Source organism: Streptomyces sp. NPDC004721 (assembly GCF_053601495.1).
In genome coordinates this window covers 121,326-135,993 of record NZ_JBSGBZ010000024.1, presented here as the reverse complement: position 1 = coordinate 135,993, position 14,668 = coordinate 121,326, and the positions used below count along the sequence as shown (strand labels likewise).

The following is a 14,668-nucleotide window of genomic DNA, read 5'->3' as shown; positions in this document are numbered from 1 at the left end:
CGCCAACTTCGCCCGAGCACGGTTCACTTCATGTGCGTCCACAACGTCCAACATGCCCCAAACAGGGCCGAGAAGACCTAACGGAGCCCTACTAGTGCTGTGACCGGAGACCTGGGGCTAGATCACCGGGACGGTGACCGGGGCCGGCTGCGCCGGGCAACCGGCGCCGCTGGCCGGGGTGGTCGTGCAGGTCGTTTCGTCGAAGGCGATCTACACCCTCAAGACCGACAGGAACGGCCACTACCAATACTGGCTCGACACTCGAAACAGCCCACTCACCGTGATCGCGGCCAAGGAGGGATGGGCGTCGCAGGCCACATCGGCCAAGATAAGCCCACAGAAGACGACCACGGTCGACTTCACCCTCGTACCCGACCACACCTGTAGCTGACCCACGGCCACCTCCCGCCACATGCCCAGCTGAGCGGCCAGCAGCCGCTGCGGCTGTTGCGCCTCAAAACAGGGTGACGGACAACTGCCCGTCCGAGATCATCGCGGCATTACCGGCAGACGCATCACCCACCGCATGGCGGACGGCACTCGCATACCTGGCACCTGGCGCCCCGTGTTCATCCGCAATGGCGACTACTTCCTCACCGATCTCTTCATCTATGCCGACGGCCTCATCGACTGCTGGGGCCTGGTCACCCTGGAGGAATTCGAGGAGAAGCTGCGCTGCGGCTGGGTGGCGACGACCCTGCCGGAGGGTGCATGGGCGTCGGCGCACGACCTGGCCGCCTGGAAGTTCAGCGAACCCCGCGTATGGCACACGCCCGAGCAGTTCCTTGCCGAGGTACGCGACACCATCGACGAGTTGAACGGCCGACCCGACTCCACCGGCCGCTGCCTGGCCGCCGTGGACGCCTTCCTCGCCGACCGTACGGAGCCCAACCGTGCCGCTGCCCGCGAGGCGTACCTCGCCATACCGGCGACCCAGCGGCGCTATGCCCTCGGCGACATGGACCGCAAGGACTGGCCCCTCAAGGTACTGGTTGCCGGCCCCGGCGGCACTGTCGAGGGCCTGCCCGAGCCCGTCACCCAGGACGCCTACGACAGTGCCGTCGCCTACTTCGAGGAACGGAACCGCCTGCACGCCGAATACGCCCAGCGGGTGCCGGCGGACGGCCCCGACAGCCCGTACTCGCCGGCGATCCACCTGTACGAGTCGTATCCGCAGAACGCGTCGGACGATCCGGGCACACGCGCGCTGCGCAACGAATACCCGTCGCCGATCACCGTGGGCCAGGACGACGCCGTCCATCCGACCGTCATCCACGCCTACTTGGCCTTGTCCGTCGCCGAGCCGCACGCCCGGGAGGCCGTGCGCACGGCGGAGTCCGTCTTCGACGCCCGCACCATCGCCGCCCAGGCGTCACGCCGGCCCGACTGGGAACACATCCGTACCGCTGTCATGACCGACCTGCTCCGAGCCAAATTCGGCAGGCACTCCGATCTCGCCGCCGTCCTGCTGGCCACCGGCGACGCCACCTTGGTCTACGACGAAGGCTCTTACTTCTGGGGCGATCGGGGCGGCCGTGGCCGCAACTGGACCGGCCGCCTCCTGGAACTGGTCCGCTCCGAACTCCGAGCCCACCAGGCGGGATGGGAACCCAGCAGACCCTGACGGCAGGCCGGAGGCGGTCGGCCACCATGGCACCGAGCCCCGACGGCCACTCGAAGCTGGCACGCGAGCCTTCGCCGTGGCCCCTTGGCCGACGGTTGGCGATCCGGGTGGCGGCCTGCGGCGGTGCGGATGCCGAGAGTTGGTCGTCGCTGCGATCTGCCCTTTGTCCATCCACGATTTAGGACAGAATCTGACCGCAATGGCTCGTAGTGTGGTCCTTGACCGACGGAACAAACACTGGAAGGCGGAAACCATGACCGTTAACGAGCTGACCAGCCGCGACCTGGCCGGAACCCCGGCCGTCACCGGTGAGCGCGCCGACTTGCTGGAGATGCTGGCCAAGCACCGGCACTTCCTGCGCTTCACCACACGTGACCTCACCGACGAGCAGGCCGGGCTGCGGACCACCGCCAGCGAGCTTTGCCTGGGCGGCCTGATCAAGCACGTCACCGCGGTCGAGCGGACCTGGGTGGACTTCATCCTGAACGGCCCATCGGCGATGGGAGACTTCACGGCCATGACCGAGGCCGACTGGGCCCGGCGGGCCGACGATTTCCGGCTGCTGCCCGGTGAGACGCTGACTGGTGTATTGGCCGACTACGCTGAGGTGGCCCGCCGGACCGACGACCTGGTCGCCACTCTGCCCGACCTGGGGGTCACGCGGCCGCTGCCGAAAGCTCCGTGGTTCGAGTCCGGCGCGCAGTGGTCAGCCCGCCGGGTGCTGATGCACATCATCGCCGAGACCGCTCAGCACGCCGGCCACGCCGACATCATCCGCGAGTCCCTGGACGGCGCCAAAAGCATGGGCTGACCGGAGGCGTCAGGTGGGCCGGCCACTCGCCGGCCCACCTGCAGCATCTGGGCCGTTGCCCTGGCCGAGCTGAACAGTTGCCCCATCGCTGTCACCGGCGATGACGTCTCCGTACGGGTGTGGGACCTGTGCGTCCGGGGCTGTCTGGACCCTGCCCGGCCCACAGGCCATGACGCCCCGCCGGTGGGCCACAGATGCGCCTCTCACAGTGAGAACTCGTCTCATGCCACCAGCCACGTCGACAGCAAACTGATGAACAGGGCCAGTTATAGGCTGTCGGGCCGGCCGGTGCTGGACCGGCCGAAGTTGGATCGGGACGACTGGAGTTGGCATGTCTCGGGAATCAGCGGCGTCGGTGCATGTCCCTCGGCGCAGTCTGCCCGCGGATCAGGCGCTTTTGGGCCTGGATGACGATGCGCGCGCACTCTATGTGCGACTGGCCACCGCTGGTCGGCTGCCGCTGGCCGAGGTGGACGATCGCGTCCTCGAGCCGTTGCTGTGTTCGGGCCTCGTCGCGCGAGCCGAAGGGATGGTCGAAGCGCGGGCGCCGCGTGCCCCGCTCGAGGCAGCCGCGCAGTCGTACACACAGCTGGCAGCGCGCATACGAGAGATCGGCGATGAGCTGACGGATGTGTGGAACGCGTCTCAGCGAGCAGACGTAGGCGTCGACATCTCGACCGGTGCGATCGCGTTGCAGGAGTACGCGGACCTCGTCAGCTCCGCGACGAACCGGATCGACGCGCTGACCATGGCTCCGCGCAACGATCGACCGATCGCGACGGCGGACGGTGTCTTCGAGGTGCTGGCACGCGGGGTCGAGGTCAGGGTCGTGTACGACAGTCGACTGCTCGAGTCTCCCGAGGCGATCGAGGTGGTGGAGACGTGCATGGCGGCCGGCGAACAGGCAAGGGTGTTTCCCGGCGTTCCGATCAATCTCGTCATCGTCGACGACGCAGTGTCCGCCAATGTCACCTCTGATGGCGATGAGGAGGTGCACGTCGCCAACATTCGGAATCGTCGGCTCGTCGCGGGGCTGCGCAGCGTGTTCGAGTCCTACTGGCAGCTGTCGATGCCGCTCGCCGACGAGAGACTCGTGCTGGATGGCTCGAAGGAATTCCGGCATCTCGTGCGCTTGCTGAGCATCGGGCTGACCGACCGGTCGATCGCGCGGGAGCTCGGAGTGTCCGAACGCACCGTGGGCCGCCGGGTCACTCGCCTGCAGGAGCTGCTCGGAGCGGATACCCGCTTCCAGCTGGGACTGCAGATCGCCAGACATGGCTGGGTGTGACCCGACGGCCGACGTACCGTGCCAGAGGTTCCGTCAGCGCGCGTCGGGAGCGACGATCTCGGGCAGCACCTTCTCGAAGGAGTCGGCGACCGTCAGGCTCGGGAGGATGTGCCCTTGGTCGCCGGCACTCTTGACCAGGTCGACAGCCCAGGCGGAGCTGCGGTAGCGCTGGTTGGGCGTGCCGTGGTGCCCGGGATTGGAGAAGCTGCAGTCGCCGACGTTGTAGAACGTCTGGAGATCCTGCAGGGTGTACGCCTTGTTGAGCGACTCGCCGCGCTTGTGGACCGTGAAGTACGTGCCGAGGGCATCGGCCATCAGCTCCGTACGGCGGGTGGCCTCAGCCTCGTCGGTGATGCTGGTCTCGAAGAGATTGTCCGAGTACTGGACCTGATGTCCGAACTCGTGGGCCATCACCGCACGTCCGCCGACCCGGCCGAGGCCGAGTTCGTTCCACATCTGGAGGATGCCCTGTCCCATCGCCACACGGCGGGTGATGCCGAGCGTCTCGAGGGTCGCCTGCGAGTCGCCGGCGTGGGCGGGGTCGATCGCGAACGCGTTGAGCGAGAACATCGGGTTCTCGACGCCGCCCGGGAACCCGTTGAGCTTGCCCGAACTGAGACCGCCCTCGACGCCCCACTGAAGGAAGAGCGCGCCGAGCGGGCTGATCTTGCTGAGGCCGTCGTACACGTACTGACGGTCGGCCGAGGCGTCGGGGCCGAGGACCTTGGCATCGAGCGAGACGAGCCCAACGTTGCTGGTGTCGACGTCCCAGAACCGCTGGAGGTTCGTGAACGTGCGAGCGAGCTCGTCGGTGTTCGCTCCGTTGGGTCCGAGAGCGGTGTTCTGGGGGTTGGTGGGCGTCTTCATCAGGGTCCAGTACTGGATCAGAAGGTCGGGCGACAGACCCAGGAAGCCGTTCTGATACCAGTCCCACGACGCAGGGTCGATCTGCGCGATCTGACCGCGGGCCCACTCGCGGAAGTCCGTGGTCGAGCACTTGTAGTCGTCGGGGTTGATGGCCCCGGAGGTCCACTCGTTGTCGACGCCGGCATCGGTGAGCGCTGCCTTGACCCGGGTCAGGGACTTCGCAGCGGCCGCGACGAGTGCGTCGTCGGATGAGGCCGCCTCCTCGGCGGCCGCTCGAGTGTCGGCATCGAGATCGAGGCCGGCGATGTAGTCGTTGAACTCCTGGCGCAATTGCGAGATATCTGCGGACTCGGCTGCCGCGTTGGGCGCGGCCACGGCGACGGTGGTCGCGGTGGGGGAGATCGCGTTGGCTGTACCTGCGCAGGTGAGTGACATGGTCGCAAGCGAGGCGACGGCCAGGGTTGCCAGGAAGGGGGGCTTCATCAGTACTGACTCCTCAATGTCGCCAGGCTGGGTGTGCGCCTGGGCCTGATCGGCATTCAAACGACGCTGAGCAGGTCAGTGGAAGGCTTTCGGAGTGGCAGGTACCGGACATGTCCGGTCCCGGACATGTCCGGGACCGGACATGTCCGGTCCCGGACAGGGCATGTGGTGGTTCGCGCGAACTGCCTGGCCTTGACGCCGCTTTGCGTGGAGCGCGGTCACGGAGCGGCCGACCGACGGACGATCGGTGCCGCTGTAGGTCAGCGTCGGCCGGGTGCGCACCGGCCCGGCGGCTACTGCCAGAACGGTCCGCACCCGGGGAGCCGTCCGGGCCGCCGGGGTGCCCTCGGTCGACCAGGAGCACCACGTTGCGACGTGGGTTGCGCCCACTGTTGCGCGACCCGAAGAGCCGGTTCCGCATCTATGCGGGCTGAGCCCGCGGCAGTTCGGCAAGTTGGTCACTGCGGTGCGGCGCGAGGGTGCGGACCCGGTGCGCAAGGGCCGGCTGTGGTGCCTGCCCCTGGAGGACCGGATCCCGCTGGGAGCGGGGACGGCACTCTGGTCCCCACGCGGGATCACACGGTTGCCGAGCAGTCGAAGAGCTACCGGTACTCGACCAACCACCAGGTCGTCATCGGCGCCGACCCTCGACTCGTCGTCGCCGTCGGCCGGCCGGTCACCGGTAACCGAAACGACTCCAACGCGTGGGAACTGTCCGATGAGAAAAGCCGCCGTCGGCCGGACCACGGTCATCGCGGACGGCGGCTACCGGGGCACCGGGCCTGAGGGGAAGATCCTTCGCGACTGCCGTCTGCAGGGCGACGGCTCCCCACCTCGCCCTCTCGGAGGATGCTCAGTCGAGACAGAACTCGTTGCCCTCGATGTCCTGCATCACGATGCACGACTCATTGTCGTCATCGGCAAGCAGCAGTCGCACGCGTACCGCGCCGAGCGCGACCAGCCGTGCGCACTCGGCCTCGAGCGTGGCGAGGCGCTCTCCACCCACGAGCCCGGTGCCGACCCGCACGTCAAGATGCAGTCGATTCTTGACGACCTTGCCTTCGGGAACGCGCTGGAAGTACAGCCGCGGGCCCACGCCTGAGGGATCACTGCAGGCGAACGCTGAACCCTGCCGCTCAGGCGGCAGAGAGCGATCGAAATCGTCCCACGTGGCAAACCCCTCCGGTGGCGGCGGTACGACGTACCCCAACACCTCGCACCAAAAGCGAGCGACGCGCTCAGGTTCAGCGCAGTCGAAGGTGACCTGGAACTTCTTGATCGATGACATCGGCGCACCATAGCAGGGGGAGTCTTTTGGCTCATTTCCCGGTGTGAGTCCGCATGTTGTTGGGAGGACGGCCTCTGCGGGCCGCTGCCGTGCCGTACGGTCGCAGGGGGTGAACCGATGTAGAGAAGGCGCCTCCCGAGTGAGGACCGGAACCCCTGAGCCGGCATGGACGTAGTTTCCACGCGCATGAGCCGAGGAGAGCAGGTGCAACCAAATCGAACCGGCCCCCGGCACGCCTTCGAAGGGACGCGCCGGGGGCCGGCCGGATCGCCGGCACCTCTATCGGCGGGCGCCGGCGGAAGTTGCGGGGTCAGCGGCGGCAGTCCCGGTGGGCGGGGTGCCCGACGCGGGTCCAGGTGCCGGCGTGCGAGTGGTGGTGCCGGTCCCGGTATCCCGGGTGTCGCAGCCGTGTCCAGTGGCCCGCCGCCTCCATGCAGTGGCGCGACGCCGTCGGCGCCTGGTGGTGTTGCGGCGTGGCCGATGCGGTGCCGACCGTGCCGACGACCGCGCCCGCAGCCAGGGCCACCGTCGCTGCCCCCAGGGCCGCAGCCCTCTTCAACCCGTTGATCATGTTCAGACCTTTCCGTACGAGTCGGGGCTGATGCCCCGCCATTCCCCGGACCGGTTCGGTCGGGGACGCACTGATCGTCCACCTTGTGACACCCCCAAATACTGAAAAAACTCTGCCTGTCATGAAATGCAAATGGATTTCTCACTCGTTTCAAATATTCATATACATGCGCCAGGTGTAGTGCGTCATGAGCGGACTCCATGGCGATCAGCGAGCGCCCGTGCGCGTGAGGGAGTGGTTGCGACGGCCGACCAGGTCTGCGAGGACGAGGGACCAACTCGGTTGGGTGCTCGGCGTCGACGACTTCGCGCTCAAGCGTCGCCACCGCTACGCCATGATCCTGACCGATGCCGACCCCGGCGAACGGGTCGACGTGCTTCCGGAGCAGCGCGTGGGTCGGCCTCCGGTGCGGGGCGCCGTACGGCTGGAGCGGGTGGAGTTGCCCGGCGTCGGGATGCTGGTGCACAACTGCGGTCACGGCGGCGCCGGAGTCACCGTGGTGTGGCGTTGCGCCCGGGAGGCGGCCCGGCTGGTGCTCGGGGGCCGGGCCGCCTCGGTCTAGTCGAGCGGGTCCCTGTCCTCGTCGTGCGCCCGAAGGGCAAGCACGACGAGGACCCGGCTGCGGTGGGACGTCAGCACTTGTCCACGGGCGTGCCCGCCACGAGCTCGTACTGGGCACGCGCGTCGAGCAGCAGCGGCACCAGCGCGCGCATCGACTGCCGCAGAGGCACGAACGCGCCGTCGCCCTCGGGCCGCACCGTCACGCCGTGCAGGGCGAGTTCGTCCTTGACGTCGGCGTACTGGGCTGCGGTGAGCCGGTAGCCGCAGGGCGCCTTGTCCAGTACCTCGGACGGCTGTGCGGGCTCGTTGTCCGCGCCGCCGAGGTAGACCGGGCCGCGGTCGCTGTAGCCCGCCGCCCTGGCGGAGTGGGTGGCCGACACGATCTGGCCGTGCCGCTCCCTGGTGTAGTCGAACAGGCCGCCGAGAGCGGAGAGGTGGGATTGCACGCGACGACGGCGGTTCAGCGCCGGGTCGGCCTTCTCGGCGTCACTGAGCGCGTCGACGCGGCTTTCGATGAGCAGGCCGACGGAGTGCTTGACCCCCGACATATTGCGCAGGATGCGTTCCTGCCCGTCACCGGCAGTCTGCTTGAGGGGCTCATCGGTGACCGGGTCGGTCCAGATGCCGTACGTGCCGGTCGAGTACCCGGCACCGTTCGCGGCCGGCCGTACATACGAACCCGACAGGGCTTCGGCCGTCTCGTGCACCTTGGGGTCGGTGTTGAGATTGCGCGGCCACAGGTCGAAGAGGTCCTTGTCGTAGTACTTGGGCGTGGCGCCGTACTCGTGCAGGTCGTAGACGACGTCGGGCTTCTGGTCGCGGATCACGGCGGCCATGGCCCGGCCTTCGGCGGTCTGCAGGGCAAGGTGGTCGCGGTTGATGTCGACGCCGTCGGAGTTGCCCCGGGTGTTGGCGGCGCGGCCGTCCGGGTTGGCGGTGGGCACGACGAGGAGAGTGCTGTGGGCGAGCCAGTTGCGGGTCCGCGCGTCCTGCGCGAAGGAGAGGTCGCGGATGGTGGTCAGACAGGCCTCACGTCCGGAGGGCTCGTTGCCGTGCTGAGAACAGACCAGCAACACCGTTTCGGCGGTGCGGTGTTCGCCGATTCGTACGAGCTGGAGCGGGCGCCCCTGCTTGGTGGTGCCGATTTGGGACACGGACATCCGGTCGCTGGCCTTGTCGACGGCGGCGAGGAAGTCCTGCTCCTCGGGCTGGGTCGTCCAGCGCGCACCGCCGGAGGTTTCGAATCCGGTACGGGGCGGGGAGTCGGCGGCCTGCGCGGGCGCCGTCACCAGGGGTGCGGCAAGTGCGGCCGTCGCGATGGCCAGGGCGAGGGTGCGGCTACGCGGTGTCATCAGAGACTACCTCCCGGGATGCGGTGGGCCGGGCGCGGCGGGGCCACGCCCTCGGAACGGGACGCGTGGGGGGTGACGGACGCGGACGGCACGGAGGTGCCCCCTGCTCGAGCGGAGCCGAGAGCTTGGGGGACCTCGGTGGCGCGTACGAAGGCTTCGGCGCCGCCGACGAACGGCACCCGGGCCGAGGTACGGGCCAGGTCGAGGGTGAGGGTCGGGGTGCTGGACGGCGGGTCGATGAGGTCCTGGTCGGTGCCGGCGACGATCAGGGCGAGACGGTGTCCGGCCGGGACGACGTGGTCGCTCGCCGCGAGGGACAGGGTGATCGTGTAGGGCTTGCCGGGGGTGAGGGGCCGGCCCTTTCCGGGGTCGGCGTAGGTGCCGAGGTCGGCCCAGCCGCGGCTGAAGACGGTGTGGTTGACGTCGGTCGTCTTCGTCTTGGTCTCCTTGAAGCAGGAGCTGTCGCCGCTGGTGCTCGCGCCCCAGCAAGTCCGGTCGGCGAGGGTGGTGATGCCTTCGCCGGAGCCCGCGTAGTCGCGGATGGTGGCGGGTCCGAGGTCGACGAGGACGGCCGACAGGTGAGCGGTCGTGGTCGTGGGGGTCGCGGTCAAGGTCACCGTGGACGAGCCGGACAGGCGCAGGTCGTGGGCGAGCGGCGGCGTCACGAATCCGGCCTTGGCGGCGGTCCGTTGGTCGATCCCGGCGGCCCAGTCGTCCTCGCTCAGCTTCGGGTCGTCGGTGAAGGTCTCGGTGGCGCCTGCGGGGGCGCGGTGCAGGCCGAGGGTGCCGACGCCCGGTGTGCTGCCGTTGCCGGGGCGCAGGGTGGTCGCGGCGGTGGAGCGGGGCGGCCAGACGCGGTCGGTGGACCAGTGGTCCGGGGTGCGCTCGATGTCGGCCATGGGTTCGCGGTCGACGCCGTTGTCGTAGCCGAGGAGTTCATGGTCGAACCAGCGGTGCAGGGTGCGGACCCACTCCGCGCGCCGGAAGTCGAAGGGGTCGACATGGCCGGTCTGCGACAGCCAGATCTTGCGCTCGACGCCTGCCTTCGCCAGGGCGTCCCACCACTGTCCGAAGTGCTTGGTGCGCACGTTCAGGTCCTGCATGCCGTGGACGACGAAGACGCTGGCCTTCACCTTGTGAGCGTCCTTGACGTAGTCGCGCTCGTTCCACAGCCGGGTCCAGTCGCCGGTGCGCGGCGCCTCGTCGACCAGGCGCTTCTGCACGGCGGCGCAGCGGGCGCGGGCGGCCGGGCTCTCCACGTAGTCGGACAGCCACTCGGGTCCTGAGTCGTAGAGCGGGGCGCCCTGCGCGAAGTAGTAGTCGTACCAGGAGGAGATGCCGCCGATCGGGACGATCGTCTTGAGGCCCTTGACGCCGGTGGCGGCGACGCCGTTGGCGATGGTGCCGTCGTAGCTCTTGCCGATCATTCCCGTGGCGCCATTGGTCCAGGAGGCGCGGACGCGGTCGCCGCCGGTGCGGGTGGCGTAGCCGTGGGCGCGGCCGCCGAGCCAGTCGACGACGGCCTTCGCGGACTGGATGTCGGAGCGGCCGCCGACGTCGACGCAGCCGTCGGAACGGTTCGTGCCGGCCAGGTCCACCGCGACGAAGGCGTAGCCGCGGGGCACGAAGTAGTTGTCGTAGAAGAGCGGGAACTGGACCGGGTTGCCGTGCGCGTCGTAGGTCTTCTTCTGGCTTTCGTTGCCGCGCCCGCAGCAGGAGTAGTAGGGGCTCGCGTCCATGATCACGGGTATCTTGCGGCCCTGGGCGGCGGGTTCGCGGGGGCGGACGATGTCGACGGCGACGCGGTCGGTGCGGCCGTCGCCGTCGCCGTCGAGCCCGGTGTCGACCCAGACGGTTTCGCGGATCGCGTCGGCGTACGAGTAGACGGGCCGGCTCTCGCGCGGAGCCGCGGCAGCGGGTGCTGCGACTCGCTCGGTACCGGGGGCGCCGTGTGCGGCACCCGGGAACAGGAACACGGTCATTAAGGCGGCGGTGGCCGCGGACGCCAGTGAGCTGCCTCTGAGGCGCGTGCGGCGGGCAAATTTCGGCATGCGGGGAAGGTACATCGGTCAACTGCTGTGCAAAAGAGGGCAATGTGCGATTGCGAAAGGTCCGTGGGGTGGATTTACGCATGTCGGCCGAATGGCGATCGTGTGACGCGTGCGGCCATGGACACGCCAGCGGCGGCCGAGGCTGCAGGGAGTCAAAGGACCACATGTGCCTACGACTTGAAGCTTCAGTGCACCGCAGTCTCATCGCCGCGAGCGTGCTCGTGGCCTGCTTCCTGCCGACGATCCCGGCGTCGGCCGCCGACTGCTCGCCCGGGGCCCTGGGCATCGGGGATCCCCACTACCCGGCCAGCGGCAACGGCGGCACGACGGCTCGCACTACGACCTGCGGCTGAAGGGGCAGCTGAAAACCGACCTGTTGGAGGCCGTCCTATCGCTGACGACAGCCGGAGCGAACTTAAAGAGGAGTGTGCCCACCCGCTGGTCACCGAATCTCATGTTTGTGTCGAAGCAGCGCGGTGAGTGTGCGTGGCCAGTCTGGTGTCACCCAGATCAAGCGGCTGGGGAAGTGCGAGTCGTCCAGCTGACGCCGCCGGGGTGGAGGACATGGGCGCGCCGGGCCGGCCGACCGTCTCCTACGCGGCATTCACCGACCTGGACGGCAACGGCTGGACCTTGCAGCGGTTCCCTCCCATGACAGATCACTGAACCGCCTTGCGGCGGGCGGCGACGCAGAACACCGCGGGCATCCAGCTGACCGTGTGCGGGGCTCAATGGCCGCCGGCCTTGCCGGTGTGCTGCTTCTCCAGCCCGTCAAGGAGGGCGTGGAGGCCGAGTTCGAAGGTCCCGTCGGGGGCGGCGGCGTAGCCGGTCGCCGCAGGGGTCTCCAGGCGGGCGCGCAGGCGCGGGTAGCGCATCGCGATCTCTTGGGCTTGGGTCATGGCGGCCTGGACCTGCTCTTCCGCGGTGGTGCTGCCGTCCCCGAGTTTGCGGGTGAGTGCAGCGGTCGCGGCGGTGCCGGCGGCGTTGCCGAGGACGTAGGTGAAGACGGCGGCCGCGGCCTGGTCGGCCTGGGTGGCGGTGAAGCCGGCGGTCTCGTAGACGGCGAGATGGTGGTCGTCGTGGCGGGCTTTGCCCTCGCCGTAGACGACGTGGGCAGCGAGGACCTGCACCAGCCAGGGGTGCCTGGTGAACATCGCGTACAGGTCGGTGGCCATCGTGGTGGCCGCGGTGCGCCAGTCGACCGTTGCCAGGTCGGGTAGTTCGAGCTCGCTCCAGACCTGGTCGGTGGCGAGCAGCACGAGGTTGTCCTTGTTCTTGACGTGCCAGTACACGGCGGTAGCAGCGGAGTTGAGCCGTTTGCCCAGGGCGCGCATGTTCAGGCCTTCGAGGCCGTCAGTGTCCAGATGCTCGATGGCGGCATGGACGATCTGGTCGCGGGTGAGGGTGTTGCGTGCCATGTCCTCAACGGTACGCGCCGTCTTGCACTAAGTTCAACTTTTCGGCTACGTCCTAGGCGGACTCGATGGTCTCGGCGCGTGTGGAGTGTGAAGCCTGTGAGGCCGGGCAGTTGGCCGGCATCGACAGCGTCAATCCATGTGGGGAGCCTGGGGCCGAGGCGGTCGGTGGGGGTCTCGCCGAAGTCGCGCACGTGCTGGGCGGCGGCATCCATACGCCTCCGGTCCCACCCCGCGTCCCTCTCATGTCCGGCAGCGGTCACCCGCAGTCGGGAGCCTCCTCCAGGGCCGCACCGTCGAGCGCCTTGGTGAGCCGGTCGAGGCGGGCGCGCAGCTCGCGGATCTCGTCGACGGTGAAGCCGGTCGCCGTGCCGATCCGGTGCGGCACCCGGAGCGCCCGCTCGCGCAGTGCCGCGCCCTCCTCGGTGAGCCGCGCCTCGACCGACCGTTCGTCGCGCGCGCTGCGCTCCCGATGCACCAGGCCGGCCGCCTCGAGCCGCTTGAGCAGCGGGGACAGGGTGCCGGAGTCCAGCCGCAGATGCTCCCCGAGCCGCTTCACGGGCGTGTCGCCGTGCTCCCAGAGCACCAGCATCACCAGATATTGCGGGTAGGTCAGCCCGAGCTCCTTGAGGACCACGCGGTAGACGCCGTTGAAGGCACGCGAGGCGGCATGCAGTGAGAAGCAGATCTGGCGGTCCAGACGCAGCCACTCCTCGTCCGGCGGGGCGCTGGGTGGAACCTCGGTAGTCATACGGCCAGGATAACCGGACACCGCGCCATTTGATTGTGCACAACTCAATTGTGTGCTCTACTTACGTCCGCAACCGATACTCGTATCGCTTCGAGAGGACTTGGTCCCCATGGACACGCTCTACACCGCCGTCGCCACCGCCACTCACGGCCGGGACGGCCGCGCAGTCAGCTCCGACGGCAAGCTCGACCTGCAGCTGGCGATCCCGGTGGAGATGGGCGGCAGCGGGCAGGGCACCAACCCCGAGCAACTGTTCGCCGCGGGGTACGCCGCCTGCTTCGCCGGCGCCCTCGGCGTGGTCGGCCGGCAGGCGAAGGTGGATGTCAGTGATGCCGCGGTCACCGGTGAGGTCGGCATCGGCAAGCAGGGCGAGGGTTTCGCGCTCGCCGTCACCCTCCGCATCGAACTGCCCGACAGCATCGACAAGGCCACCGGCCGCAAGCTGGTCGAGCAGGCCCACCAGGTCTGCCCGTACTCCAACGCCACCCGCGGCAACATCCCGGTGGACCTCGTCGTCGAGTAAGAGGTCCTGAAAAAGGCGTTGGACGTGTCGGCGGGTGATCAGCCAGGAATGGCAGGAACAGCCGAAACGGTCCGCCGGACAAACGGACGGACCGTCACGAAACATCGAATTCAAAGAAAGGTTAAAGACCAGAATCGCCCTGCTAACCTTCCCCACGCGAAACGTCAATCCCGCTTTCGACAAGGGACGTGCCTCCATGATGCCCACCGGTTCGGTCTCGGGAAAGGAACACGGGGCCATCGCGGCGGACATCGAGCGGCGCATAGCCGACGGGGTCTACCTCGCCGGGCAGAGGCTGCCCAGCGAGCAGGCCCTTGCGGAGGAGTACGCCACAACCCGGGCCCGGGTCCGCACCGCTCTGGCGTCCCTGGCCCGTCGAGGTGTGCTGGTCTCGCGGCCCAACTCAGGTTGGCTCGTCCAAGTCGGGCATCAGACGCAGACGGTGGGGGAGATGCGCTCGTTCTCGCAGTGGGCCGCGGAGCACGGGCGTGAATTCGGCGGGCGGATTGTGCGCCGCGAGCGCGGTGGCGCGACTGCGCGGGAAGCCTGTCTGCTCGGCATCGGGCTGGGCGAGGAGATCCTGCGTTTCGCCCGGGTGCGCACGCTCGGCGATCGTGCAGTCATGGTCGAACGGTCGACGTGGGCGCCGTGGGTGCTACCGGTGATCGACGCGCTTCCCGACGACGTGCCTTCCCTCTTCGGCGCGCTGGACTTCGCCGGCGTTCGAGCCGTCCTCGGAGACCACCGGATCGAGGCGGTCGCGGCCTCCAGTGAGGATGCCCGGCTGTTGAACCTTCGGCGCTCCAGCCCGTTGTTGCAGGTCAGCCGCACTACCGCGACCTGCGACGGGCAGATGGTCGAAGTCGCGGTCGATCGCTACGTGTCTGATTTGATGGCCGTCGACGTTCGGGCCGGGGACGTCGCGCGGACGTTGCTGTCTCCGCGCGAGTGAGCGCACAAGGCACCGGACGCGGCCCACTGCGCGCAGTCGGCGATCGAATCCGACCGTTTGAGCACCGAACTCACTGGTCGTCGTGACATGTTCATTAGGCATTAATCCGCGGCGCTTCCGATCAGAACTGC

General features: G+C 68.5%; 15 protein-coding genes and 1 pseudogene. 9 read left to right on the top strand and 7 right to left on the bottom strand.

What is annotated here, in order from left to right:
- The first annotated feature begins 133 nt into the window (after positions 1–133).
- The 4 genes from ACWEK3_RS22970 (at position 134) to ACWEK3_RS22955 (ending at position 3,723) form a co-directional block, all read left to right on the top strand.
- Positions 134–391 carry a carboxypeptidase-like regulatory domain-containing protein gene (locus tag ACWEK3_RS22970; RefSeq protein WP_450544058.1) on the top strand — a complete coding sequence of 86 codons (258 nt, stop codon included), beginning with the start codon at positions 134–136 and terminating at the stop codon, positions 389–391.
- Positions 392–499: 108 nt separating this feature from the next.
- Positions 500–1,624 (top strand): NADAR family protein, encoded by a 1,125-nt coding sequence (locus ACWEK3_RS22965; protein WP_453250483.1) that lies wholly within the window; start codon positions 500–502, stop codon positions 1,622–1,624.
- A gap of 253 nt (positions 1,625–1,877) precedes the next feature.
- Positions 1,878–2,435 carry a DinB family protein gene (locus ACWEK3_RS22960; RefSeq protein WP_453250478.1) on the top strand — a complete coding sequence of 186 codons (558 nt, stop codon included), beginning with the start codon at positions 1,878–1,880 and terminating at the stop codon, positions 2,433–2,435.
- A gap of 331 nt (positions 2,436–2,766) precedes the next feature.
- Positions 2,767–3,723, top strand: a complete 957-nt coding sequence (locus ACWEK3_RS22955; protein ID WP_453250477.1) for a hypothetical protein — start codon at positions 2,767–2,769, stop codon at positions 3,721–3,723.
- A gap of 33 nt (positions 3,724–3,756) precedes the next feature.
- Here ACWEK3_RS22955 and ACWEK3_RS22950 read toward each other — a convergent pair whose 3' ends face one another.
- Positions 3,757–5,073, bottom strand: coding sequence for a hypothetical protein (locus ACWEK3_RS22950; RefSeq protein ID WP_450544064.1), 1,317 nt, complete (start codon positions 5,071–5,073; stop codon positions 3,757–3,759).
- Positions 5,074–5,413: 340 nt separating this feature from the next.
- Here ACWEK3_RS22950 and ACWEK3_RS22945 point away from each other — a divergent pair.
- A pseudogene (locus tag ACWEK3_RS22945) lies at positions 5,414–5,920 on the top strand (transposase); the annotation flags it as partial.
- 6 nt (positions 5,921–5,926) lie between these two features.
- Here ACWEK3_RS22945 and ACWEK3_RS22940 read toward each other — a convergent pair.
- Positions 5,927–6,361, bottom strand: a complete 435-nt coding sequence (locus ACWEK3_RS22940) for a VOC family protein (RefSeq protein WP_450544066.1) — start codon at positions 6,359–6,361, stop codon at positions 5,927–5,929.
- Between the two features lie 310 nt (positions 6,362–6,671).
- Positions 6,672–6,932: a hypothetical protein gene (locus ACWEK3_RS22935; protein ID WP_390876702.1), complete on the bottom strand. Its 261-nt coding sequence runs from the start codon at positions 6,930–6,932 to the stop codon at positions 6,672–6,674.
- 286 nt (positions 6,933–7,218) lie between these two features.
- Here ACWEK3_RS22935 and ACWEK3_RS22930 point away from each other — a divergent pair, with 286 nt between their 5' ends.
- On the top strand, positions 7,219–7,494 hold the full coding sequence (locus tag ACWEK3_RS22930) for a hypothetical protein (protein ID WP_453250484.1): 276 nt from the start codon (positions 7,219–7,221) through the stop codon (positions 7,492–7,494).
- Between the two features lie 70 nt (positions 7,495–7,564).
- On the opposite strand, the gene ACWEK3_RS22925 is transcribed toward ACWEK3_RS22930, so the two are convergent.
- Together ACWEK3_RS22925 and ACWEK3_RS22920 are read right to left on the bottom strand one after the other, a co-directional pair.
- Positions 7,565–8,845: a M14 family metallopeptidase gene (locus ACWEK3_RS22925; RefSeq protein WP_453250476.1), complete on the bottom strand. Its 1,281-nt coding sequence runs from the start codon at positions 8,843–8,845 to the stop codon at positions 7,565–7,567.
- Entirely contained in the window at positions 8,845–10,896 is a 2,052-nt protein-coding gene (locus ACWEK3_RS22920) for a Xaa-Pro dipeptidyl-peptidase (protein ID WP_450544069.1), read from the bottom strand. The genes ACWEK3_RS22925 and ACWEK3_RS22920 overlap by 1 nt, the downstream gene beginning before the upstream one ends.
- Before the next feature lie 188 nt (positions 10,897–11,084).
- Here ACWEK3_RS22920 and ACWEK3_RS22915 point away from each other — a divergent pair, with 188 nt between their 5' ends.
- Positions 11,085–11,249, top strand: a complete 165-nt coding sequence (locus ACWEK3_RS22915; protein WP_453250475.1) for a hypothetical protein — start codon at positions 11,085–11,087, stop codon at positions 11,247–11,249.
- Positions 11,250–11,624: 375 nt separating this feature from the next.
- Here the strand turns inward: ACWEK3_RS22915 and ACWEK3_RS22910 are convergent, their stop codons facing one another.
- Together ACWEK3_RS22910 and ACWEK3_RS22905 are read right to left on the bottom strand one after the other, a co-directional pair.
- Positions 11,625–12,314, bottom strand: coding sequence for a TetR/AcrR family transcriptional regulator (locus tag ACWEK3_RS22910; RefSeq protein WP_450544071.1), 690 nt, complete (start codon positions 12,312–12,314; stop codon positions 11,625–11,627).
- 256 nt (positions 12,315–12,570) lie between these two features.
- Positions 12,571–13,062 (bottom strand): MarR family winged helix-turn-helix transcriptional regulator, encoded by a 492-nt coding sequence (locus tag ACWEK3_RS22905; RefSeq protein ID WP_450544073.1) that lies wholly within the window; start codon positions 13,060–13,062, stop codon positions 12,571–12,573.
- 109 nt (positions 13,063–13,171) lie between these two features.
- On the opposite strand from ACWEK3_RS22905, the gene ACWEK3_RS22900 reads away from it, so the two are divergent.
- Positions 13,172–13,585 (top strand): organic hydroperoxide resistance protein, encoded by a 414-nt coding sequence (locus ACWEK3_RS22900; RefSeq protein WP_450544075.1) that lies wholly within the window; start codon positions 13,172–13,174, stop codon positions 13,583–13,585.
- Positions 13,586–13,619: 34 nt separating this feature from the next.
- Positions 13,620–14,537 carry a GntR family transcriptional regulator gene (locus ACWEK3_RS22895; protein ID WP_453250474.1) on the top strand — a complete coding sequence of 306 codons (918 nt, stop codon included), beginning with the start codon at positions 13,620–13,622 and terminating at the stop codon, positions 14,535–14,537.
- Positions 14,538–14,668: the final 131 nt, after the last annotated feature.

Coding starts and splice junctions, on each gene's coding strand:
- ACWEK3_RS22960 (WP_453250478.1), top strand. CDS start 1,878: ATGACCGTTAACGAGCTGACCAGCCGCGACCTGGCCGGAACCCCGGCC.
- ACWEK3_RS22955 (WP_453250477.1), top strand. CDS start 2,767: ATGTCTCGGGAATCAGCGGCGTCGGTGCATGTCCCTCGGCGCAGTCTG.
- ACWEK3_RS22950 (WP_450544064.1), bottom strand. CDS start 5,073: ATGAAGCCCCCCTTCCTGGCAACCCTGGCCGTCGCCTCGCTTGCGACC.
- ACWEK3_RS22940 (WP_450544066.1), bottom strand. CDS start 6,361: ATGTCATCGATCAAGAAGTTCCAGGTCACCTTCGACTGCGCTGAACCT.
- ACWEK3_RS22935 (WP_390876702.1), bottom strand. CDS start 6,932: ATGATCAACGGGTTGAAGAGGGCTGCGGCCCTGGGGGCAGCGACGGTG.
- ACWEK3_RS22925 (WP_453250476.1), bottom strand. CDS start 8,845: ATGACACCGCGTAGCCGCACCCTCGCCCTGGCCATCGCGACGGCCGCA.
- ACWEK3_RS22920 (WP_450544069.1), bottom strand. CDS start 10,896: ATGCCGAAATTTGCCCGCCGCACGCGCCTCAGAGGCAGCTCACTGGCG.
- ACWEK3_RS22910 (WP_450544071.1), bottom strand. CDS start 12,314: ATGGCACGCAACACCCTCACCCGCGACCAGATCGTCCATGCCGCCATC.
- ACWEK3_RS22905 (WP_450544073.1), bottom strand. CDS start 13,062: ATGACTACCGAGGTTCCACCCAGCGCCCCGCCGGACGAGGAGTGGCTG.
- ACWEK3_RS22900 (WP_450544075.1), top strand. CDS start 13,172: ATGGACACGCTCTACACCGCCGTCGCCACCGCCACTCACGGCCGGGAC.